The sequence below is a fragment of the Pseudomonas sp. Pseusp3 genome (genome assembly GCF_047304225.1).
GTDB lineage: Bacteria > Pseudomonadota > Gammaproteobacteria > Pseudomonadales > Pseudomonadaceae > Aquipseudomonas > Aquipseudomonas fluorescens_CD.
In genome coordinates, this window is record NZ_JBGLYV010000006.1 from 50,730 (window position 1) to 72,342 (window position 21,613).

Here is a 21,613-nt window from a genome sequence, read left to right on the forward strand (position 1 = left end):
TGGTGGAGGCTACAGCGCTGGTCACTGAATGAACCGAAACCAGTGTGGGAGCGGGCTTGCTCGCGAAGACGGACTGACATCCAGCATTGATGTTGATTGATACACCGCTTTCGCGAGCAAGCCCGCTCCCACATTTGACCGAGTTCACTTCAGTACCGGTGTCTGGCCCCGCCTTTTGTAACTACCGTGACCGAGTCCTGACGATGAACACACAATTCCGTAAACCGCTGCCCGGCAGCCACCTGGATTACTTCGATGTCCGCGCAGCGGTCGAGGCGATCCAGCCTGGCGCCTATGACACCCTGCCGTACACCTCCCGTGTGCTGGCGGAAAACCTTGTGCGTCGCTGCGACCCGGCCACGCTCACCGAATCCCTCAAGCAATTCATCGAGCGCAAGCGCGACCTCGACTTCCCGTGGTTCCCGGCCCGCGTGGTGTGCCACGACATTCTCGGCCAAACCGCGCTGGTCGACCTCGCCGGCCTGCGTGACGCCATCGCCCTGCAAGGCGGCGACCCGGCGCAAGTCAACCCGGTGGTGCCGACGCAGTTGATCGTCGACCACTCCCTGGCCGTCGAGCGTGGCGGTTTCGATCCCGAGGCGTTCGAGAAGAACCGCGCCATCGAAGACCGTCGCAACGAAGACCGCTTCCACTTCATCAACTGGACCAAAAAGGCGTTCAAGAACGTTGACGTGATCCCGCCAGGCAACGGCATCATGCACCAGATCAACCTGGAGAAAATGTCTCCGGTGATTCAGGTGCGTGATGGCGTGGCCTTCCCCGACACTTGCGTCGGCACCGACAGCCACACCCCGCACGTCGATGCACTGGGCGTGATTGCCATCGGTGTCGGTGGCCTGGAAGCCGAAAGCGTGATGCTCGGCCGCGCCTCCTGGATGCGTCTGCCGGAAAGCGTTGGCGTCGAACTGACCGGCAAGCTGCAGCCGGGCATCACCGCCACCGACATGGTGCTGGCGTTGACCGAGTTCCTGCGCAAGCAGAAAGTGGTCGGTGCCTGGCTGGAGTTCTTCGGCGAAGGCGCCTCCGCGCTGACCCTCGGCGACCGTGCAACCATCTCCAACATGGCCCCGGAATACGGCGCCACCGCGGCGATGTTCTACATCGACCAGCAGACCATCGACTACCTCAAGCTCACCGGTCGTGAAGACGAGCAGGTGCAGTTGGTCGAGAACTACGCCAAGACCACGGGCCTCTGGGCAGACAGCCTCAAGGGCGCACAGTACGAGCGCGGCCTGACCTTCGATCTGTCCTCGGTAGTGCGCAACATGGCTGGCCCGAGCAACCCGCACGCCCGTGTGGCGGTTTCGGATCTGGCGGCGAAAGGCATCTCCGGAAAGTGGGAAGACGTACCGGGCCAAATGCCGGACGGCGCGGTGATCATCGCCGCCATCACCAGTTGCACCAACACCAGCAACCCGCGCAACGTGATCGCCGCCGGCCTGCTGGCGCGCAATGCCAACAAGCTCGGGTTGACCCGCAAGCCTTGGGTCAAGTCGTCCCTGGCACCGGGCTCGAAAACCGTGGCGCTGTACCTCGATGAAGCCGGCCTGACCGATGAGCTCGAGCAGCTCGGTTTCGGCGTCGTGGCTTTCGCCTGCACCACCTGCAACGGCATGTCCGGCGCACTGGACCCGGTGATCCAGCAAGAGATCATCGACCGCGACCTGTACGCCACTGCGGTGTTGTCCGGCAACCGTAACTTCGACGGCCGGATTCACCCGTACGCCAAGCAAGCGTTCCTCGCGTCGCCGCCATTGGTGGTCGCTTACGCCATCGCCGGCACCATCCGTTTCGACATCGAGAAGGATGTACTGGGCGTGGTCGACGGCAAGGAAATCCGTCTCAAGGACATCTGGCCAAGCGACGAAGAAATCGACGCAGTCGTGAAAGCCTCGGTAAAACCCGAGCAGTTCCGTCAGGTCTACATCCCGATGTTCGCCATCCACGAAGACACCGGCCCGAAAGTCGCGCCGTTGTACGAGTGGCGCGAGATGAGCACCTACATCCGCCGTCCGCCGTACTGGGAAGGCGCGCTGGCCGGCGCGCGTCCGCTCAAGGGCATGCGCCCGCTGGCGGTACTGCCGGACAACATCACCACCGATCACCTGTCGCCGTCCAACGCCATCATGCTGGACAGCGCCGCCGGCGAATACCTGGCGAAAATGGGCCTGCCGGAAGAGGACTTCAACTCTTACGCGACTCACCGTGGTGACCACCTGACCGCGCAGCGCGCGACCTTCGCCAACCCGAAACTGTTCAACGAAATGGTTCAGGAAAACGGCAAGGTCAAGCAGGGTTCGCTGGCCCGTGTCGAGCCGGAAGGCAAAGTGATGCGCATGTGGGAAGCCATCGAAACCTACATGGATCGCAAGCAGCCGCTGATCATCATCGCCGGCGCCGACTACGGTCAGGGTTCGTCCCGCGACTGGGCCGCCAAGGGCGTGCGCCTGGCGGGTGTGGAAGCGATCGCCGCCGAAGGTTTCGAGCGCATTCACCGCACCAACCTGGTGGGCATGGGTGTGTTGCCGCTGGAATTCAAACCGGGTACCAACCGCCATACCCTGGCCATCGATGGCAGCGAAACCTACGACGTGATCGGCGATCGCACGCCGCGCGCCGAGCTGACGCTGGTGATCCATCGCAAGAACGGCGAGCGCGTCGAGGTGCCGGTGACCTGCCGCCTCGACACCGCTGAAGAAGTGTCGATCTACGAAGCGGGCGGCGTGTTGCAACGCTTTGCTCAGGACTTCCTCGAAGAATCGGCGGTTGCCGTTTAATACACGCATTGCAGACACGGGGCTTTGAGTCCCGTGTCTGCTTTCAGATCAGGAGTAACGAGCACTATGGCTCATGCACCGCAAATCAAGATTCCTGCTACCTACATGCGTGGCGGCACCAGCAAGGGCGTGTTTTTCAGCCTCAAGGATTTGCCTGAATCGGCACAGGTTCCCGGCCCTGCTCGCGATGCCTTGCTGTTGCGCGTGATCGGCAGCCCCGACCCGTACGACAAGCAAATCGACGGCATGGGCGGCGCGACCTCCAGCACCAGCAAGACCGTGATCCTGTCGAAAAGCATCAAGGCCGATCACGATGTCGACTACCTGTTCGGTCAGGTGTCCATCGACAAGCCTTTCGTCGACTGGAGCGGCAACTGCGGCAACCTGTCGGCGGCCGTCGGTTCGTTCGCCGTCAGCAATGGCCTGGTGGACGCCAGCCGCATCCCGCACAACGGTGTGGCGGTGGTTCGCGTGTGGCAGGCCAACATTGGCAAGACCATCATTGCCCACGTTCCGATCACCAACGGTGAAGTGCAGGAAACCGGCGATTTCGAGCTCGATGGCGTGACCTTCCCGGCGGCCGAAGTGCAGATCGAGTTCCTCGATCCGGCGGCGGACGAAGAGGGCGGTGGCGGTTCGATGTTTCCTACCGGCAACCTTGTGGATGATCTGGAAGTGCCCGGCGTCGGTACCTTCAAGGCGACCATGATTAACGCCGGTATCCCGACAATTTTTATCAATGCCGAAGACATCGGCTACAAAGGCACCGAGTTGCAGGGCGCAATCAATGGCGACCCGAAAGCCTTGCTGATGTTCGAAACCATCCGTGCTTACGGTGCGTTGCGCATGGGGCTGATTTCGAACATCGACGAAGCCGCCAAACGCCAACACACCCCGAAAGTGGCCTTCGTGGCCAAACCGGCGGACTACGTGGCGTCCAGCGGCAAGGCGATTGCCGCAGGGGATGTCGACCTGCTGGTGCGTGCACTGTCCATGGGCAAGTTGCACCACGCGATGATGGGGACGGCGGCCGTGGCGATCGGAACGGCCGCCGCGATTTCCGGCACATTGGTGAACCTCGCTGCGGGCGGTGTCGAGCGCAACGCGGTGCGCTTCGGTCACCCGTCCGGCACCTTGCGCGTCGGCGCCGAGGCCAGCCAGGTCAACGGCGAATGGACCGTGAACAAGGCGATCATGAGTCGCAGTGCGCGGGTGTTGATGGAAGGGTTTGTGCGAGTGCCCGGGGATTCGTTCTGACCCATACCCTCTGTAGGAGCTGGCTTGCCCGCGATGGTCGTGAGCGATAACGCGTAAACCAGATAACCAGCAGCGGTCTTGAGTTTTTCGCGAGCGAGCTCGCTCCTGCAAGAGTGAATCGAACATGAGTGCCAACGTCGACCTGAACAACCGCCCCGACTACGACAAGGTCCTGCAGGACATTGCCGATTACGTCCTCAATTTCAAGATCGAGTCCGAAGAGGCGCTGGACACCGCCCGTAACTGCCTGATCGATACCTTGGGTTGCGGCCTGCTGGCCCTGCGTTTCCCCGAATGCACCAAGCACCTGGGGCCCGTGGTCGAAGGTACCGTGGTGCCGTTCGGTGCTCGGGTTCCCGGTACGTCTTTTCGGCTGGATCCGGTCAAGGCGGCTTGGGATATCGGTTGCATCGTGCGCTGGCTCGACTACAACGACACCTGGCTCGCCGCCGAGTGGGGGCATCCGTCGGATAACCTCGGCGGCATTCTTGCGGTGACCGATCACCTGTCGCAAAAGCGCCTGGCCAATGGCGAGGCGCCGCTGACTGTGCGTACGGTACTTGAGGCGATGATCATGGCCCACGAGATTCAAGGCGTGATCGCCCTGGAAAACTCGTTCAACCGTGTCGGCCTCGATCACGTGATTCTGGTGAAGGTCGCCTCGACCGCGGTCACGGCCAAGCTGATGGGCGCCAATCGCGAGCAGTTGTTGTCGGCGTTGTCCCACGCCTTCGCGGACGGTCAGGCCCTGCGCACATACCGGCATGCACCGAATGCCGGCTCGCGCAAGTCCTGGGCGGCGGGGGATGCATCCAGTCGTGGCGTGCGCCTGGCGGACATTGCGATGCGTGGCGAAATGGGCATTCCCGGTGTGCTGACGGCCAGGCAGTGGGGCTTCTACGACGTGCTGTTCAGCCATACGAATAACGATCTGGCACTCAAGCCAGCAGACAAGCGTGCATTCAGTTTGTCGCGACCGTACGGTACCTACGTGATGGAAAACGTGCTGTTCAAGATCAGTTTTCCCGCCGAGTTCCACGCGCAAACGGCCTGCGAAGCGGCAGTGACGCTACATCCGCAAGTGCGTAATCGCCTGCATGAAATCGACCGGATCGTCATCACCACCCACGAGTCGGCGATCCGCATCATTTCCAAGGTCGGGCCGCTGGCCAATGCCGCCGACCGAGACCATTGCATCCAGTACATGACTGCCGTGCCGCTGGCCTTCGGCAATCTGGTGGCCGAGCACTACGAAGACGATTTCCACAGGGCGCATCCGCTCATCGATGTGCTGCGCGACAAGATGGTTATCGTCGAGGAACCGCGTTACACCCGCGAATACCTGGAGGCGGATAAACGCTCGATTGCCAATGCGCTGCAGGTGTTTTTCAAGGACGGGTCCAGCACCGAGAACGTGGTGGTGGAGTACCCGATTGGCCATCGTCGACGCCGTGCCGAGGGCATTCCGTTGTTGGAGGAAAAGTTCAGGGCGAACCTGCTGACACGATTCACCCGTCAGCGTAGCGAAGAGATTTTTGCGTTGTGCAAGGACCAGGCGCGGCTTGAGGCAACGCCGGTGAACCGGTTTGTTGATTTGTTTGTGATCTAGGAGACCGCGTTATCGTTCATTCGCGAGCAAGCCCGCTCCCACATTTGATCGCATTCCTCCTGGGTAAACTCGGTCAAATGTGGGAGCGGGCTTGCTCGCGAAGGCGGCAGATCAGGCGCTACAAATCTATTTGAACCGCCGCTCGACGCCTTTCTCCACGAGAATCTTCGCGGAGATTTCTTCCACGGAAAAATGCGTGGAGTTGATGTTCGGGATGTTTTCGCGGCGGAACAGGTTCTCGACCTCGCGCACCTCGAACTCGCACTGGGCGTAGCTCGAATAGCGGCTGTTGGGTTTGCGTTCGTTGCGAATCGCGGTGAGGCGGTCCGGGTCGATGGTCAGGCCGAACAGCTTGTGCTGGTGGGCGCGCAGGGCGGACGGCAGTTGCAGGCGTTCCATGTCGTCTTCGGTCAGCGGGTAGTTGGCTGCGCGAATACCGAATTGCATCGCCATATACAGGCACGTCGGCGTCTTACCACATCGCGACACGCCCACTAGTATCAGGTCGGCCTTGTCGTAATAGTGCGTGCGTGCGCCGTCGTCGTTGTCGAGGGCGAAGTTTACGGCCTCGATACGCTCCATGTAATTGGTGTTGGCGCCGATGGAGTGGGACTTGCCCACGGTATAGGAAGAATGCTCGGTCAGTTCCTGTTCAAGCGGTGCCAGGAACGTCGAGAAGATGTCGATCATGAAACCATTCGAGGTTGCGAGAATCTCACGAATGTCCTGATTGACAATTGTGTCGAAGATGATCGGACGGAAGCCGTCGGTTTCGGCGGCCTTGTTGATTTGTTGTACCATGGCCCGCGCTTTGTCCACGTTGTCGATATACGGCCGCGTGACTTTGCTGAAGGTAATGTTTTCGAACTGCGCCAGAAGGCTTTGACCCAGGGTTTCGGCGGTAATGCCGGTACCATCGGAGATAAAGAAAGCAGATCGTTTCATTTGCACCTTGGGCCTTAAGCTAGTGACGAATCTTGGATATGATAGGCGCGATTTGCCGGCCGCCAATGGCCCGCATTCTCACTTATTTTCCAGGTCCAGGCCATATAGCTGGCAAACGCTCCATAGAGCAGCCGGTTTCTGAGCTTTTCCAACACAGTTAGTGGAGAGATCACCTTGGTAGAGTACGTAGTTTCCCTCGATAAGCTCGGCAAACACGATGTTGAGCATGTGGGGGGCAAGAACGCATCCCTGGGCGAGATGATCAGCAACCTGGCAGGTGCCGGTGTATCGGTGCCCGGTGGCTTTGCCACGACCGCTCAGGCTTATCGTGATTTCCTGGAACTGAGCGGCTTGAATCAGCAGATTCACGATGCCCTCGATGCACTGGATGTCGACGACGTGAATGCCCTGGCCAAGACCGGTGCCCAGATCCGTCAATGGATCATGGAAGCCGAGTTCCCTGAAAAGCTGAATACCGAAATCCGCACCGCGTTCGCAGCGCTGTCCGCCGGCAATCCTGACGTGGCCGTGGCCGTGCGTTCTTCCGCTACCGCCGAAGACCTGCCGGACGCATCCTTCGCCGGTCAGCAGGAAACCTTCCTGAACATCCGTGGTGTCGAAAACGTCATTCGCGCCGCAAAGGAAGTATTTGCCTCCCTTTTCAACGATCGCGCGATTTCCTATCGCGTGCACCAGGGCTTCGACCACAAGTTGGTAGCCCTGTCGGCCGGCGTACAGCGCATGGTCCGCTCCGAAACCGGCACCGCCGGCGTGATGTTCACCCTCGATACCGAATCGGGTTTCCGTGACGTGGTGTTCATCACCGGCGCCTACGGCCTGGGTGAAACCGTCGTGCAAGGCGCGGTGAACCCGGATGAATTCTACGTCCACAAAGGCACACTGGCCGCCGGTCGCCCGGCGATCCTGCGCCGCAACCTGGGCAGCAAGGCCATCAAGATGATCTACGGCGACGAGGCCAAGGCCGGTCGTTCGGTCAAGACCGTCGACGTGGACAAGGCCGAGCGCGCACGTTTCTGCCTGACCGACGCCGAAGTCAGCGAGCTGGCCAAGCAGGCGATGATCATCGAGAAGCACTACCAGTGCCCGATGGACATCGAATGGGCCAAGGACGGTGACGACGGCAAGCTGTACATCGTGCAGGCCCGTCCGGAAACCGTGAAAAGCCGCACCCAGGCCAACGTCATGGAACGTTACCTGTTGAAAGAAACCGGCACCGTGCTGGTGGAAGGTCGCGCCATCGGCCAGCGCATCGGCGCCGGCAAGGTGCGCATCATCAAGGACGTGTCCGAGATGGACAAGGTCCAGCCAGGCGACGTACTGGTGTCCGACATGACCGACCCGGACTGGGAGCCGGTCATGAAGCGTGCCAGCGCCATCGTCACCAACCGTGGCGGCCGTACCTGCCACGCGGCGATCATCGCCCGTGAGCTGGGTATCCCGGCCGTAGTCGGTTGTGGCAACGCCACCCAGCTGTTGAAAGACGGCCAGGGCGTGACCGTTTCCTGCGCTGAAGGCGACACCGGTTTCATCTTCGAAGGCGAACTGGGCTTCGACATCAAGAAGAACTCCGTTGACGCCATGCCTGAGCTGCCGTTCAAGATCATGATGAACGTCGGCAACCCCGACCGCGCCTTCGACTTCGCACAGCTGCCGAACGCCGGTGTGGGCCTGGCTCGCCTGGAGTTCATCATCAACCGCATGATCGGCGTGCACCCCAAGGCACTGCTGAACTACGACGGCCTGCCGCTGGACATCAAGGAAAGCGTCGACAAGCGCATCGCCGGCTACAACGATCCGGTAGGCTTCTACGTCGAGAAACTGGTCGAAGGCATCAGCACCCTGGCGGCTGCGTTCTGGCCGAAGAAAGTCATCGTGCGCCTGTCGGACTTCAAGTCCAACGAATACGCCAACCTGATCGGCGGCAAGCTGTACGAGCCGGAAGAAGAGAACCCGATGCTGGGCTTCCGCGGTGCGTCGCGTTACATCAGCGAATCGTTCCGCGACTGCTTCGAGCTCGAGTGCCGCGCTCTGAAACGTGTGCGCAACGAGATGGGCCTGACCAACGTCGAAATCATGGTGCCGTTCGTCCGTACCCTGGGCGAAGCGAGCCAGGTGGTCGATCTGCTGGCGGAAAACGGTCTGGCCCGTGGCCAGAACGGTCTGCGCGTGATCATGATGTGCGAACTGCCGTCCAACGCCATCCTGGCGGAAGAATTCCTTGAATTCTTCGACGGTTTCTCCATCGGCTCCAACGACCTGACCCAGTTGACCCTGGGCCTGGACCGTGACTCCGGGATCATTGCGCACCTGTTCGATGAGCGAAATCCGGCGGTCAAGAAGCTGCTGGCCAATGCCATTGCCGCGTGCAACAAGGCCGGCAAATACATCGGCATCTGCGGTCAGGGCCCTTCGGACCACCCGGACCTGGCCAAGTGGCTGATGGAACAGGGCATCGAAAGCGTGTCGTTGAACCCGGACTCCGTGCTGGAAACCTGGTTCTTCCTGGCTGAGGGTCAGGCTTCGGCTTGATCGTGTGAAAACGGGCCGCTCTCTCTGTAGGAGCGAGCTTGCTCGCGATGGACTTCAACGATAACGCGTTTATCCTGGATAAACGTGGTGTCCTGAGGTTCTTCGCGAGCAGGGCTCGCTCCTACAGGGAGCGGTCTTTTTGAGATTCAAGTAGGGCGGGCTCCTGTAGGATGCCGCCCTTTTTTGTGCAAGAGATTATGCAAAGCAGCAGCAACCTATTTCCTGTCGCCCTGATCAGCGCCGAACGGCGCGGTGATCTGAGCGAAGATGTGTATCGTTTGAAGCCCGGCAACAGCCCTGACTTCACCGTCGAGCTGGCTGTGACGCGTCTCGGCTTGGCCGATGAGCCGTCTTCCCGCGGTGTGCCGGTGATCCTGCTGCACGGCAGTTTTTCCAATCGCCGGTTCTGGTTTTCTCCCAAGGGCCTGGGGTTGGGCGCTTATCTGGCCCGGTTGGGGTTCGACGTCTGGATTCCGGAAATGCGCGGTCACGGCCTGTCCCAGCGCAACCACGACTATCGCAAGAACCGTGTCGCTGACTACGCTCGCTATGACTTGCCGGCCATTGGCGCGTTCGTGCGCGAACAGAGCGGGCAGGTCCCGCACTGGATCGGTCACTCGCTGGGCGGCATTACACTGGCAGCGGCGCTGGGCGGCGAGTACATCGGTGAGCCAGTCGTGGCTTCGGCGGCGTTTTTTGGCGCCCAGGTCAGTCGCACCTACTGGCCATTGAAGATTCCGCCGGTGGAGTGGAGCGGTCGCTTCATTCTCAAACGTTTTGCCCAGTTGTCCGGATCAAGGCTCAAGCGCGGTCCGGAGGACGAGCCTATCGGCCTGGCCCTGGAAAGCATGCGTTGGTACGGTCTGTTCGGGCGCTTCGGCGATGCCGATAAAAACTGGTGGGACGGTTTGGCCGAGGTCAAGTTACCGGTGCTTGCCGTGAGCGCAGCGGGTGATCATCAGGATCCCGCGTGGGCTTGTCGCAAACTGTTCGAGCAGTTCGGTTCCGAGCACAAGCAATTTATCAATCTGGGTCGTGACCAGGGTTTTGTCGATAATTTCGGCCATGTTGAAATGCTTGTCAGCAAACCTGCCCAGGCTGAAGTCTGGCCTTTGGTGGTTCGCTGGCTGGCGGATCAGCAGACGCCGTTGTTGGGAGAGCAAGGGGATTTGGCCGCGGCGGTTTGAACCTGATGCTCTAACAAGGGCATTTCGCTCTGGTCGGCTTGCGGCTAAGATATGACGCATTGAGCTGTTCTGGTCACTTTCCGTGACTGAGCCATCACTGATGTTCGTGCTGTCTTCCTCTTTACAGGAGTTTCTCGATGATCCATTACCTCACGCCTGACCTGTGCGATGCCTATCCGGAACTGGTGCAGGTGCTGGAACCGATGTTCAGCAATTTCGGCGGCCGTGATTCTTTCGGTGGCGAAATCGTGACCATCAAGTGTTTCGAAGACAACTCGCTGGTCAAGGAGCAGGTCGAGCTCAAGGGCAATGGCAAGGTTCTGGTGGTCGATGGCGGGGGCTCCCTGCGCCGCGCGCTGCTGGGCGACATGCTCGCCGAGAAAGCGGCCAATAATGGCTGGGAAGGCCTGGTGATCTACGGTTGCATCCGTGACGTCGACGTCATTGCGCAAACCGACCTGGGGGTCCAGGCGCTGGCCAGCCACCCGATGAAAACCGACAAGCGCGGGATCGGTGATCTCAACGTTGCCGTGACCTTCGCTGGCGTGACCTTCCATCCGGGCCATTACATCTATGCGGACAACAACGGCGTGATCATCTCGCCCAGCCCGCTGAAAATGCCTGAATAAAAACGGCTGCAGATCAGAGGAGTGCGGATGTTCGAGGAAGAAAACGCGCAATGGGGGCTGGTGCATGCCCTGGTGCTGGACGGTAGAGGCGGCGCGCGTTCGATTGCCCGGACTGAACTTGATGACTTGCAGCTGCAGGCGCATGAAAGCCTGTGGCTGCACTGGGATCGCAGTCATCCGCAAACCCGGACCTGGTTACGCAAATCCAGTGGTCTGAGCGAATTCAGCTGTGACCTGTTGCTCGAAGAAAACACCCGTCCGCGACTTTTACAGCTTTCCGACAGCGAACTGCTGCTATTTTTGCGCGGGGTCAATCTGAACCCCGGTGCCGAGCCGGAAGACATGGTGTCGGTGCGGATCTTCGGTTCTGCCCAGCGGGTCATTTCCCTGCGTTTGCGTCCATTGCGCGCCACTGAAGAGTTGCTGGTGCAATTGGCCGACGGCAAAGGGCCGAAAACAGCCTCCGAACTCATCCTGTACATGGCGCAGTACCTCACCAACAAGGTGCAGGATCTGGTCAGCGACCTCTCGGAAGTGGTCGATGAGGAAGAAGAAAAGCTGGATGCCGACGAACGGTATGCGCCGGAACACGGTGCTGTATTGCAGATCCGTCGCAGGGCCGCCGCGTTGAAGCGTTTTCTTGCTCCGCAGCGGGATATTTTCGGGCAGTTGACCCGGATCAAGTTGCCCTGGTTCGTCGAGGACGATGGTGATTACTGGAACGAATTGAACAACAGCCTGACCCGCTACCTCGAAGAGCTGGAATTGACCCGGGAGCGGGTGGGGCTGGTTCTGGAAGCGGAAGACCGTCGGTTGAGCGTGCGCATGAATCGCACGATGTATCGCTTTGGCGTCATCACCGGGATCTTTTTGCCGATGAGTTTTCTGACCGGGCTTCTGGGGATCAACGTCGGTGGAATTCCATTCTCTGCCAGCCCTTATGGCTTTCTGATCGCCTGCCTGATGATGGTCTCGGTGGCGCTGGGGCAGTGGTGGTTGTTCCGACGTTTGCGCTGGGTCTGAGGGAAACCATGTGACCCGATCAAAACTCACCGCGTCTTCCACAGACATCACGAGAGGTGCGTATGCACGATCCGTTTGAACAGTCTTTGCGCGACATGCTCAACGCCTCACCGTCCACCCGGGACGACGATGCGTGCCTTGGGCGAGTACTCAAAACCGCCAACCGCCAGGTCGGCGCAGGCGATCTGTTCAGCCTGCTTGGCCGCTGGCTGCCCGCCCTGATGATCGCCCTGAACAACGGCTCGGCCCATGTCGCGCCAGTGTCCCGTCTTCGCAAACCTACCGCTCGCACTGCTGATAAGGCTGATTGAATATGGAACTTGATCTCTGGACCCAGAGCCTCGTCACTGCAATGACTGCGTTGTGGACCAAGGTTGCGAACTTCATTCCGAACCTGTTCGGCGCACTGGTCGTGCTGCTGTTGGGTTTCGTCGTGGCCAAGCTGCTGGACACCCTGCTTTCCAAATTGCTCGCCAAATTGGGCCTTGATCGCTTGATGGGTGGCACCGGTCTGACCAAGCTGCTGTCCCGCGCCGGATTGCAGGTTCCCATTTCGACCCTGATCGGCAAGATCGTCTATTGGTTCGTCCTGCTGATTTTTCTGGTTTCTGCCGCAGAATCTCTTGGGCTTGAACGAGTTTCAGCTACGCTGGATATGCTTGCGTTGTATGTACCGAAGGTTTTCGGCGCGGCGCTGGTGTTGCTGGTAGGCGTTTTACTGGCGCAACTGGCCAACGGGCTGGTGCGTGGAGCGGCAGAAGGCGTAGGCCTGGACTATGCTGCAGGGCTTGGACGAATTGCCCAGGGCCTGGTGATCATCATCAGTATTTCGGTTGCGATCAGCCAGTTGGAGGTCAAGACCGACCTGCTGAACCATGTGATCGTGATCGTTTTGATAACCGTTGGTCTGGCGGTAGCGCTGGCCATGGGCTTGGGAAGCCGGGAAATTGCCGGCCAGATCCTTGCGGGTATCTACGTGCGTGAGCTGTACCAGGTTGGGCAACAAGTGCGTGTTGGCGAGGTCGAAGGCCAGATCGAAGAGATCGGCACGGTTAAAACCACATTGCTGACCGATGAGGGTGAGCTAGTCTCTCTTTCCAATCGGATCCTCCTTGAGCAGCATGTGAGTAGCCGCTAACCCGGCAAACCCTGCTAATGTATGCCGCCGCAAAATGCCCGCTGATGCTGGCTGCGGCGGACATTGACCTGACTGTCGGCCCGACTTGTTTTGAATAAAGCCCAATCGTTATCCATGCGCTACGACCCCCGCGAGCTCTCTGATGAGGAGTTGGTCGCGCGCTCGCATACCGAGCTGTTTCACGTAACACGCGCCTATGAAGAACTGATGCGGCGTTACCAGCGAACATTATTTAATGTGTGTGCGCGATATCTCGGGAACGATCGTGATGCAGACGATGTCTGTCAGGAGGTCATGTTGAAGGTGCTGTATGGCCTGAAGAACTTCGAAGGTAAATCGAAGTTCAAGACGTGGCTATATAGCATCACGTACAACGAGTGCATCACACAGTATCGGAAGGAACGGCGAAAGCGTCGCTTGATGGACGCATTGAGTCTTGACCCCCTCGAGGAAGCGTCCGAAGAAAAGGCGCCGAAACCTGAGGAAAAGGGTGGACTTGATCGCTGGCTGGTGTATGTGAATCCGATTGACCGCGAAATTCTGGTGCTACGTTTTGTCGCAGAGCTGGAGTTTCAGGAGATCGCAGACATCATGCATATGGGTTTGAGTGCAACAAAAATGCGGTACAAACGCGCTCTGGATAAATTGCGTGAGAAATTTGCAGGCATTGCTGAAACTTAGTTCAGCGCAAATATCTCTTACGTGTAGGCAAGTTCTGTTAGACTTGCCGCCGAGTTGTCCCCCGGTTTGCGGGACTGCTTCACAATCACCAGATGGGGATTTAACGGATGAAACTGAAAAACACCTTGGGCTTGGCCATTGGTACTCTTATTGCCGCTACTTCGTTCGGCGCACTGGCACAAGGCCAAGGCGCAGTTGAAGGCGAGCTCAACTACGGGAAGAAGTACAACGACAGCGTTAACAACGTTGAAGACGGCTACACTCCTGGCGCCTCCATCGGTTACTTCTTGACCGACGACGTATCGTTGAACTTGACCTACAACAATGACGACCACACCCGTTCGAACAACGGTACTGGTAATCAGAAAATCGAAGGCGACCAGTTCGGTCTGAACGCTCAGTACCACTTCAACAACGCTGGCGACGCTCTGCGTCCTTACGTTCAAGGTGGTGTCAAGCACGGCAGCATGACCAACGTAGCCGCTGACGGCCACACCGGTCGTGACCAGTCGACTTTCCTGACTGCTGGCGCTGGCCTGAAGTACTACTTCCTCGAAAACGTCTACGCTCGTGCTGGCGTAGAAGCTGACTACAAACTGGACAACGGCCGTTGGGACTACATCCCGTCCGTAGGTCTGGGTGTGAACTTCGGTGGCGGCAACAAGCCTGCTGCTGCTCCGGTTCCAGCACCAGAAGTCTGCTCCGACAGCGACAACGATGGCGTTTGCGACAATGTCGACAAGTGCCCGGACACCCCGGCCAACGTAACTGTTGACGCTGATGGCTGCCCGGCTGTTGCTGAAGTCGTTCGTGTAGAGCTGGACGTGAAGTTCGACTTCGACAAGTCGGTAGTCAAGCCAAACAGCTACGGCGACATCAAGAACCTGGCTGACTTCATGAAGCAGTACCCATCGACCACCACTACTGTTGAAGGTCACACTGACAACGTCGGTCCTGACGCTTACAACCAGAAACTGTCCGAGCGTCGTGCAAACGCCGTTAAGCAAGTTCTGACCAACCAGTACGGTGTTGAGTCGTCCCGCGTTCAGTCCGTTGGCTACGGCGAATCCCGCCCTGTTGCTGACAACAAAACTGAAGCTGGTCGCGCTGTTAACCGTCGCGTAGAAGCGCAGGTTGAAGCTCACGCTAAGTAATTAGCGCGCAGCTCTGAGAAAAGCCCGGCTCAGGCCGGGCTTTTCTTTGCCTGCGATTTGGTGAGGAAGGACGCGTCAGGCGCGTTGAAGTCCAGCATTGATGTCGACGAATGGAGCCTCTTCGCGAGCAGGCTCGCTCCCACAGGAGGGGATGGCGTTAGCTGCGACTGCGCCGATCACCAGGATTGCCGGGCTTTTCAACTCGAAGGCACAGGCATCTTCCTCCATTGCCATCAGGCTGCTTCGACATTCCCGTTGATGCGGCAACGACGCGTTTTCAATCATCGCAACCGGCGTGTCTGCGGCCATTGCCCCCGCCAGCAATTGCTCACGGATTTCGCTGAGCTTTGCCACCCCCATGTAGATCACCAGTGTCGTGCCACCTTGGGCCAGCGCTTGCCAGTTCAGGCTGCTGTCATCCTGAGTGTGGGCGGTCACCAGCGTCACCCCGCGTGCCACGCCGCGCAAGGTCAATGGAATATCGCATTGCGTCGCGCCTGCCAGCCCGGCAGTGATGCCGTTGACCAATTCGGTCTCGATGCCACGCTCGCGTAGCCACTGCGCTTCTTCACCGCCACGCCCGAAGATGCACGGGTCGCCCCCCTTGAGTCTCACCACGCATTTTCCCTGGCGGGCATAACGCAGCATCAGGCGATGGATAAAGGCTTGCGGCGTTGAACGACAGCCACCGCGCTTACCCACCGGAATAATCCGTGCATCGGGGCAATGTTCCAGCACCGCGTCGTTGACCAGATCGTCGATCAGCACCACATCCGCTTCCCTCAACGCCCGAACAGCTTTGAGGGTCAGTAACTCGGGATCGCCGGGACCTGCACCCACCAGCCAGACTTTTGCACTCATAGTGTTTTCCTCACGAGATGGCGGCTTGCGGCTGCGCTGTGGCGGCCAGCAAACGCTTGATTTCCGGGACGCAGGAGCCGCATTGCGTGCCGCAACCCAATTCTTGTTTCAAGCCCTGCAAGTCCAGGCCGCGGCGGATGCCGGCGCAGACCGCGTTCTGGCTGACGTTTTTGCAGTTGCACAGGGTTTTGTTGCCGATCTCTTCAGCGTCGACCTGGCCCGGTGGGGCACTCAGTGGCGCCAGCAGCCAGCGCCGTAGCTGTTCATCGGCGCGACCTTCAAGCCAGAGGTTTTGCAGCCAGTGCCGGGCGAGGGTTTCACCCGCCAAGCGGATCGCGGTGATCCGGCCGTTCTCGATCCGCACGCGTTTACCGATGGAGCGTCGTGGATCGTCGTAGGCCAGGACCGGTCCATCGTTTAGCCCCAGGCATTGATCGATATCGCGCAGCAGTTGCGGATCTGGCGCCATGGCGCTGGCAGCGCGTATCAGCAGTGCAGGGCGCTCGCGACCGGTCAGGCTGAGGCTGACGTAGGAAAACGCCTCGCAGAGAGGGCGTAGAGTCTCAAAATGTTGTTGGACATCGCCCTCTATCAGCGCGAAAAGGTGCCAAGGCAATTGCACCGGTTCCAGGCGCACGCCGCTGTGTTTGAGCTCCGGTTGTTTCGACAAAGGGTCGAAGGCGGGCAGGGTGAGGCTGTTCACGCCCCCCTTGAGAAAACGGTCACCAAAATGCATCGGCAAGAAGGCTTGGCCCGGACGCACACTGTCGTCACTGGCGACCGGCATGATCACCGCGCCGCGGCGGCTTTTCAGGCTGATCAAATCGCCTGTTTGCAGGCGATGCCGGCGCAGCTCATCCGGGTGCAGGCTCAACACGGCTTCACTGACATGACCGAACAACTGCGCGGCGGTGCCGGTGCGGCTCATGCCGTGCCATTGATCACGCAGGCGGCCGGTGATCAGGGTCAGCGGGAAGCGTGCATCGCGTTGCTCTTTGGCGGCACGATACGGATCGGCCACGAACTGTGCGCGCCCGCTGGAAGTCGGGAAAATGCCGTCGAGATAGAGGCGGGCGGTGCCTGCGCTGGACCCCGTAGGAAAGGGCCATTGTTGCGGGCCGATTTTGTCGAGCAACCCGTGGCTGATCCCGGACAAGTCCAGATCCCGACCACGCGTCAGTTGTTTGTATTCGTCGAAGACCTGCGCCGGGGTTTCAAAGGCAAACAGGCTGGTCGCTTCCGGACGCAGATGTTTCTCCAGGCGCTGTGCGAAATCCACCGTGATCGCCCAGTCCGGACGTGCTTCACCCGGTGCGACGATCGCGCGGCGGACATGGGAAATACGCCGTTCGGAGTTGGTCACCATGCCGTCCTTTTCGCCCCAGCTGGCGGCGGGCAACAACAGGTCGGCAAACCTGGCGGTTTCAGTGGTGCGAAAGGCCTCCTGCAAGACCACGAATGGACAGGCTTCCAGTGCCGCGCGCACGGCAGTCTGATCGGGAAGAGACTGCGCGGGGTTGGTGCAGGCGATCCACAAGGCTTTGATCTTGCCGCTGGCCACCTGCTCAAACAACTCGATGGCAGTCAGCCCCGGGTTTTCAGGCAGTTGATCAACGCCCCAGTAAGCGGCCACGTCGGCACGGTGCTCAGCGTTGGCGGCGTCACGATGGCCCGGCAGCAGGTTAGACAGGCTACCGGTTTCCCGCCCGCCCATGGCATTAGGCTGACCGGTCAACGAGAAAGGGCCGGCACCCGGGCGGCCAATTTGCCCGGTGGCCAGGTGCAGATTGATCAGTGCACTGTTTTTCGCGCTGCCTGCGGTGGACTGATTAAGCCCCATGCACCACAGCGACAGAAAGCTTGGTGATGTACCGACCCACTCGGCACATTGCTGCAATTGCTCGACGCTGATTCCGCAGAGCTGCGAAACCATTTGCGGCGTGTAGTCACGCACCAGGCTTTTCAGCTCAGCCAGACCTTCGGTGTGGTCCCTGATGAAGTCACGATCAATCCAGTCTTCCCACAGCAGCAGATGCAAAATCCCATGGAACAGGGCGACATCGGTGCCAGGCAAGATCGCCAGGTGCAGGTCAGCCAAATCGCAGGTATCTGTACGACGTGGGTCAATGACGATGACTTTCATCTGCGGCCGGCGGGATTTGGCTTCTTCCAGCCGACGAAACAGCACCGGATGGGCGTAGGCCATGTTGCTGCCGACGATCATCACGCAATCGCTCAACTCCAGGTCTTCGTAGCTGCAGGGCGGGGCGTCGGCACCCAGGCTGCGTTTGTAGCCGACCACCGCCGAGGACATGCACAGCCGCGAATTGCTGTCGATGTTGTTGGTACCCACCAGGGCACGTGCCAGCTTGTTGAAGGCGTAGTAGTCCTCGGTCAACAATTGCCCGGAAATGTAGAACGCCACGCTGTCCGGGCCATGTTCGGTTATGGTCGCGGCAAAAACGCTGGCGGCGTGATCGAGGGCGGTATCCCAGTCGGTGCGGTGGCGGGCAAGGCCTTTGCCCAGGCGCAGTTCGGGATACAGCGCCCGCGCCGTCACGTCCCCGGTCAGGTGCAGGGTCGAGCCCTTGCTGCACAGTTTGCCGAAATTGGCCGGGTGTGCCGGATCGCCGCTGACGCCGAGGATGCGCTCGCCGTCGTGCTCGATCAGCACCCCGCAGCCGACCCCGCAGTAACAGCAGGTGGACGCGGTGATCTGGCGGTCCATCAGCCTGCGTCCCGCAAGGCCAGCATCACTCGGCCATTTTCGACCCGTGCCGGGTGGTGGTGGGCGCAGCCGACGTCCGGGGCCAGGGCTTCGCCGCTTTGCAGATCGATTTGCCAGTTGTGCAGCGGGCAGGCCACTCGTTTGCCGTAGATCAGGCCTTGGGACAGCGGGCCGCCCTTGTGCGGGCAGCGGTCATCGAGGGCGAACACTTCGTCGTCGCTGGTACGAAAAATCGCGATGTCTCCCTTTGGGCCGGCGACGATCCGCGAGCCCAGGGCATTGATTTCATCCAGTGCGCAGATATCCAGCCAGTTCATGCCAGCACCTCCAGGTTTTTCACGGGGATGACGTCGAATTCTTTTTTCAGTTGTGGCTGTTCCAGGCGTTCCTTCCACGGGTCCTGTTCGAACGACAGCGAGAATTGCAGGCGATCGTTGAGCGCCTTGCGACGCTCCGGGTCCTCAAGCACGGCTTTCTTGATATGGTCCATGCCGACCCGCTGCAGGTAGTGCACGGTGCGTTCGAGATAAAAGGCTTCTTCGCGATAGAGCTGCAGGAATGCACCGTTGTATTCGCGGACTTCCTCGGCGGTTTTCAGTTTGACGAAAAATTCCGCGACTTCGGTCTTGATCCCGCCGTTGCCGCCGATGTACATCTCCCAGCCGGAGTCCACGCCGATGATTCCTACATCCTTGATGCCGGCTTCCGAGCAGTTGCGCGGGCAACCGGAGACAGCCAGTTTCACCTTGTGCGGTGACCACATGTTGAACAGGTCATGTTCCAGCTCGATACCCAACTGTGTGGAGTTCTGGGTGCCAAAGCGGCAGAACTCACTGCCGACGCAGGTTTTCACCGTGCGGATGGATTTGCCGTAGGCGTGGCCGGACGGCATGTCCAGGTCTTTCCATACCCCTGGCAGGTCTTGCTTGCGGATGCCCAGCAAGTCGATGCGCTGGCCACCGGTGACCTTGACCATCGGCACGTTGTACTTGTCGGCAACGTCGGCAATGCGCCGCAGTTCCGAAGGATTGGTCACACCGCCCCACATCCGCGGGACGACAGAGTAAGTGCCGTCTTTCTGGATGTTGGCGTGAGCCCTTTCGTTGATCAGGCGCGATTGCGGATCGTCCCTGGCTTCCCCCGGCCAGGTGGAAATCAGGTAGTAATTGAGTGCCGGCCGGCAAGTGGCGCAACCATTGGGTGTGCGCCAGTTCAGGTAGCTCATGGTGCCGGCGATGGTCAGCAGGTGCTGCTCGCGAATGGCCTGGCGGATCTGTCCGTGGTTGAGATCGCTGCAGCCGCAGATGGCCTTTTCGCTTTTCGGCTTGACGTCGGCGGCGCCGCCCACGGTGTTGATCAGGATCTGCTCCACCAAACCCGCGCACGAACCGCAGGAGCTGGCTGCCTTGGTGTGTTTCTTGACTTCGTCGACACTGAACAGCCCGTGCTCCTGGATCGCCTTGACGATGGTGCCTTTGCACACGCCGTTGCAGCCGCAGACTTCGGCGTTGTCGGCCATGCTCATGGCTTTGTCCTGGCCCTGATGTCCGACGTCACCGAGGGCGTTTTCACCGAACATCAGATGATCGCGGATCTCACTGATGGCATGGTTTTCACGGATCTGCCGGAAATACCAACCGCCATCTGCCGTGTCGCCGTACAGGCAGGCGCCGACCAGCACGTCATCCTTGATCACCAGTTTTTTGTAGACCCCGCCGATCGGGTCCGAGAGGGTAATGGTCTCGGTGCCTTCGCCACCCATGAAGTCGCCGGCGGAAAACAGGTCGATGCCGGTGACCTTCAGTTTGGTCGAGGTCACCGAGCCCTTGTAGGTGGCAAAACCGAGTTGCGCGAGGTGGTTGGCGCAGACCTTGGCCTGTTCGAACAGTGGCGCCACCAAACCATAGGCGATGCCGCGATGGCTGGCGCACTCGCCGATGGCATAGATCCGCGGGTCGTAGGTTTGCAGGGTGTCGTTGACCAGAATCCCGCGGTTGCACGGAATGCCGGATTTCTCCGCCAGTTCGGTATTGGGGCGAATGCCGGCGGCCATCACCACCAGGTCTGCGGGGATGATCTCGCCGTTCTTGAATTGCACCGACCCGACCCGACCGTTGCCCGCGTCGTGCAAGGCCTGGGTCTGTTCGCACAGGCGAAAGTGCAGGCCACGAGCCTCCAGGGCGGTTTGCAGTAATTGGCCGCTGGTCTTGTCCAGTTGCCGCTCCATCAACCACTCGCCGATGTGTACCACGGTGACGTGCATGCCCCGCAGCATCAGGCCGTTGGCGGCCTCCAGGCCGAGCAGACCGCCACCGATCACCACGGCGTGCCGGTGGGTTTTCGCGGTGTCGATCATGGCCTGGGTGTCGGCGATGTCGCGGTAGCCGATCACGCCCTCAAGGGTGTTGCCGGGAATGGGCAGGATGAAAGGTGTCGAGCCGGTGGCGATCAGCAGGCGATCGTATTCGGCTTCGCTGCCGTCTTCGGCAATGACCCGGCGCCTGACCCGGTCGATCTCCACCACTTTGCGGTTGAGCAGCAGTTTGATGTTGTTGTCCAGGTACCAGCTCAGGTCGTTGAGCACGATCTCTTCGAAGGTCTGTTCGCCCGCCAGCACCGGCGACAGCAGGATGCGGTTGTAGTTGGTGTGCGGTTCGGCGCCGAAGACCGTGATGTCGTACAGCTCTGTGCTCAGTTTGAGCAGTTCTTCCAGGGTCCGGACCCCGGCCATGCCGTTGCCGATCATCACCAGTTTTAGTTTTTTCATCAGGTTCTCCGGGGAGCTCAGGCCTGCCTCATCAGGGTTCAGGCCATGCTCGACAAATTTTGCGCAAACAAAAAAAGGCGTCCCGCCAGTTACCTGGCGAGGACACCTTTGTCCTGGTCCCGTTCTCTCGGGAAGTGCAGCCTTCGTCGTTGAAGCCTGCGCTTTATGTCTGTTGAAAGAGGTAATGCAGCGGTTGTGCCAAGTCGCTCAGGTCCCGTGTTTATTGGCGTTCATCCTCTTCATAGGGACAGAATCGTGAGGGAATGCACCGATTCAAAGCGCGCTG

At 59.8% G+C, this 21,613-nt stretch carries 16 protein-coding genes; 11 read left to right on the plus strand and 5 right to left on the minus strand.

Annotated elements, in window-relative coordinates; translation table 11 throughout:
• The first annotated feature begins 203 nt into the window (after positions 1 to 203).
• The 3 genes from acnD to prpD all read left to right on the plus strand — a co-directional run bounded on the left by acnD (position 204) and on the right by prpD (position 5,664).
• On the plus strand, positions 204 to 2,798 hold the full coding sequence (acnD, locus tag ACCD00_RS03745; RefSeq protein ID WP_413422014.1) for a Fe/S-dependent 2-methylisocitrate dehydratase AcnD: 2,595 nt from the start codon (positions 204 to 206) through the stop codon (positions 2,796 to 2,798).
• Between the two features lie 66 nt (positions 2,799 to 2,864).
• Positions 2,865 to 4,055 carry a 2-methylaconitate cis-trans isomerase PrpF gene (prpF, locus tag ACCD00_RS03750; protein ID WP_413422016.1) on the plus strand — a complete coding sequence of 397 codons (1,191 nt, stop codon included), beginning with the start codon at positions 2,865 to 2,867 and terminating at the stop codon, positions 4,053 to 4,055.
• 124 nt (positions 4,056 to 4,179) lie between these two features.
• Positions 4,180 to 5,664, plus strand: coding sequence for a 2-methylcitrate dehydratase (prpD, locus tag ACCD00_RS03755; protein ID WP_413422018.1), 1,485 nt, complete (start codon positions 4,180 to 4,182; stop codon positions 5,662 to 5,664).
• Between the two features lie 126 nt (positions 5,665 to 5,790).
• On the opposite strand, the gene ACCD00_RS03760 is transcribed toward prpD, so the two are convergent.
• A complete protein-coding gene (locus tag ACCD00_RS03760) occupies positions 5,791 to 6,609 on the minus strand; it encodes a pyruvate, water dikinase regulatory protein (RefSeq protein WP_008048584.1) in 819 nt (272 codons plus the stop codon).
• 174 nt (positions 6,610 to 6,783) lie between these two features.
• Between ACCD00_RS03760 and ppsA the strand changes: the two genes are divergently transcribed.
• The 8 genes from ppsA to ACCD00_RS03800 all read left to right on the plus strand — a co-directional run bounded on the left by ppsA (position 6,784) and on the right by ACCD00_RS03800 (position 14,971).
• Positions 6,784 to 9,159: a phosphoenolpyruvate synthase gene (gene ppsA, locus ACCD00_RS03765; RefSeq protein WP_008017605.1), complete on the plus strand. Its 2,376-nt coding sequence runs from the start codon at positions 6,784 to 6,786 to the stop codon at positions 9,157 to 9,159.
• Positions 9,160 to 9,356: 197 nt separating this feature from the next.
• Positions 9,357 to 10,346, plus strand: a complete 990-nt coding sequence (locus ACCD00_RS03770) for an alpha/beta fold hydrolase (RefSeq protein ID WP_413422021.1) — start codon at positions 9,357 to 9,359, stop codon at positions 10,344 to 10,346.
• 140 nt (positions 10,347 to 10,486) lie between these two features.
• Positions 10,487 to 10,975, plus strand: a complete 489-nt coding sequence (gene rraA / locus ACCD00_RS03775) for a ribonuclease E activity regulator RraA (protein ID WP_177323558.1) — start codon at positions 10,487 to 10,489, stop codon at positions 10,973 to 10,975.
• Between the two features lie 27 nt (positions 10,976 to 11,002).
• Positions 11,003 to 11,998 carry a zinc transporter ZntB gene (locus tag ACCD00_RS03780; protein ID WP_413422023.1) on the plus strand — a complete coding sequence of 332 codons (996 nt, stop codon included), beginning with the start codon at positions 11,003 to 11,005 and terminating at the stop codon, positions 11,996 to 11,998.
• A 62-nt stretch (positions 11,999 to 12,060) separates the two neighbouring features.
• The gene (locus tag ACCD00_RS03785; RefSeq protein ID WP_008017601.1) at positions 12,061 to 12,309 is read left to right on the plus strand and encodes a hypothetical protein; all 249 of its coding nucleotides are present in this window, start codon (positions 12,061 to 12,063) and stop codon (positions 12,307 to 12,309) included.
• A 2-nt stretch (positions 12,310 to 12,311) separates the two neighbouring features.
• Complete coding sequence (locus tag ACCD00_RS03790; protein WP_046053154.1) at positions 12,312 to 13,136, plus strand: mechanosensitive ion channel family protein; 825 nt, start codon at positions 12,312 to 12,314, stop codon at positions 13,134 to 13,136.
• Between the two features lie 90 nt (positions 13,137 to 13,226).
• Positions 13,227 to 13,817, plus strand: coding sequence for an RNA polymerase sigma factor SigX (sigX, locus tag ACCD00_RS03795; protein WP_075949123.1), 591 nt, complete (start codon positions 13,227 to 13,229; stop codon positions 13,815 to 13,817).
• 107 nt (positions 13,818 to 13,924) lie between these two features.
• Positions 13,925 to 14,971: an OmpA family protein gene (locus tag ACCD00_RS03800; protein ID WP_057399268.1), complete on the plus strand. Its 1,047-nt coding sequence runs from the start codon at positions 13,925 to 13,927 to the stop codon at positions 14,969 to 14,971.
• A 75-nt stretch (positions 14,972 to 15,046) separates the two neighbouring features.
• Here the strand turns inward: ACCD00_RS03800 and cobA are convergent, their stop codons facing one another.
• From cobA to nirB, 4 genes are read right to left on the minus strand one after another with little or no spacing between them, the layout of a single operon-like run.
• A complete protein-coding gene (gene cobA, locus ACCD00_RS03805) occupies positions 15,047 to 15,832 on the minus strand; it encodes a uroporphyrinogen-III C-methyltransferase (protein WP_413422026.1) in 786 nt (261 codons plus the stop codon).
• A 10-nt stretch (positions 15,833 to 15,842) separates the two neighbouring features.
• Positions 15,843 to 18,560 carry a molybdopterin-dependent oxidoreductase gene (locus tag ACCD00_RS03810; RefSeq protein ID WP_413422028.1) on the minus strand — a complete coding sequence of 906 codons (2,718 nt, stop codon included), beginning with the start codon at positions 18,558 to 18,560 and terminating at the stop codon, positions 15,843 to 15,845.
• Positions 18,560 to 18,877: a nitrite reductase small subunit NirD gene (gene nirD, locus ACCD00_RS03815; RefSeq protein WP_102698809.1), complete on the minus strand. Its 318-nt coding sequence runs from the start codon at positions 18,875 to 18,877 to the stop codon at positions 18,560 to 18,562. The genes ACCD00_RS03810 and nirD overlap by 1 nt, the downstream gene beginning before the upstream one ends.
• A complete protein-coding gene (gene nirB, locus ACCD00_RS03820) occupies positions 18,874 to 21,327 on the minus strand; it encodes a nitrite reductase large subunit NirB (protein ID WP_413422031.1) in 2,454 nt (817 codons plus the stop codon). The genes nirD and nirB overlap by 4 nt, the downstream gene beginning before the upstream one ends.
• Positions 21,328 to 21,613: the final 286 nt, after the last annotated feature.

Excerpts from the sequence above, each read along its gene's own strand:
- acnD (WP_413422014.1), top strand. The coding sequence starts at position 204 with ATGAACACACAATTCCGTAAACCGCTGCCCGGCAGCCACCTGGATTAC.
- prpF (WP_413422016.1), top strand. The coding sequence starts at position 2,865 with ATGGCTCATGCACCGCAAATCAAGATTCCTGCTACCTACATGCGTGGC.
- prpD (WP_413422018.1), top strand. The coding sequence starts at position 4,180 with ATGAGTGCCAACGTCGACCTGAACAACCGCCCCGACTACGACAAGGTC.
- ACCD00_RS03760 (WP_008048584.1), bottom strand. The coding sequence starts at position 6,609 with ATGAAACGATCTGCTTTCTTTATCTCCGATGGTACCGGCATTACCGCC.
- ACCD00_RS03770 (WP_413422021.1), top strand. The coding sequence starts at position 9,357 with ATGCAAAGCAGCAGCAACCTATTTCCTGTCGCCCTGATCAGCGCCGAA.
- ACCD00_RS03780 (WP_413422023.1), top strand. The coding sequence starts at position 11,003 with ATGTTCGAGGAAGAAAACGCGCAATGGGGGCTGGTGCATGCCCTGGTG.
- ACCD00_RS03785 (WP_008017601.1), top strand. The coding sequence starts at position 12,061 with ATGCACGATCCGTTTGAACAGTCTTTGCGCGACATGCTCAACGCCTCA.
- ACCD00_RS03790 (WP_046053154.1), top strand. The coding sequence starts at position 12,312 with ATGGAACTTGATCTCTGGACCCAGAGCCTCGTCACTGCAATGACTGCG.
- ACCD00_RS03800 (WP_057399268.1), top strand. The coding sequence starts at position 13,925 with ATGAAACTGAAAAACACCTTGGGCTTGGCCATTGGTACTCTTATTGCC.
- cobA (WP_413422026.1), bottom strand. The coding sequence starts at position 15,832 with ATGAGTGCAAAAGTCTGGCTGGTGGGTGCAGGTCCCGGCGATCCCGAG.
- ACCD00_RS03810 (WP_413422028.1), bottom strand. The coding sequence starts at position 18,560 with ATGGACCGCCAGATCACCGCGTCCACCTGCTGTTACTGCGGGGTCGGC.
- nirD (WP_102698809.1), bottom strand. The coding sequence starts at position 18,877 with ATGAACTGGCTGGATATCTGCGCACTGGATGAAATCAATGCCCTGGGC.
- nirB (WP_413422031.1), bottom strand. The coding sequence starts at position 21,327 with ATGAAAAAACTAAAACTGGTGATGATCGGCAACGGCATGGCCGGGGTC.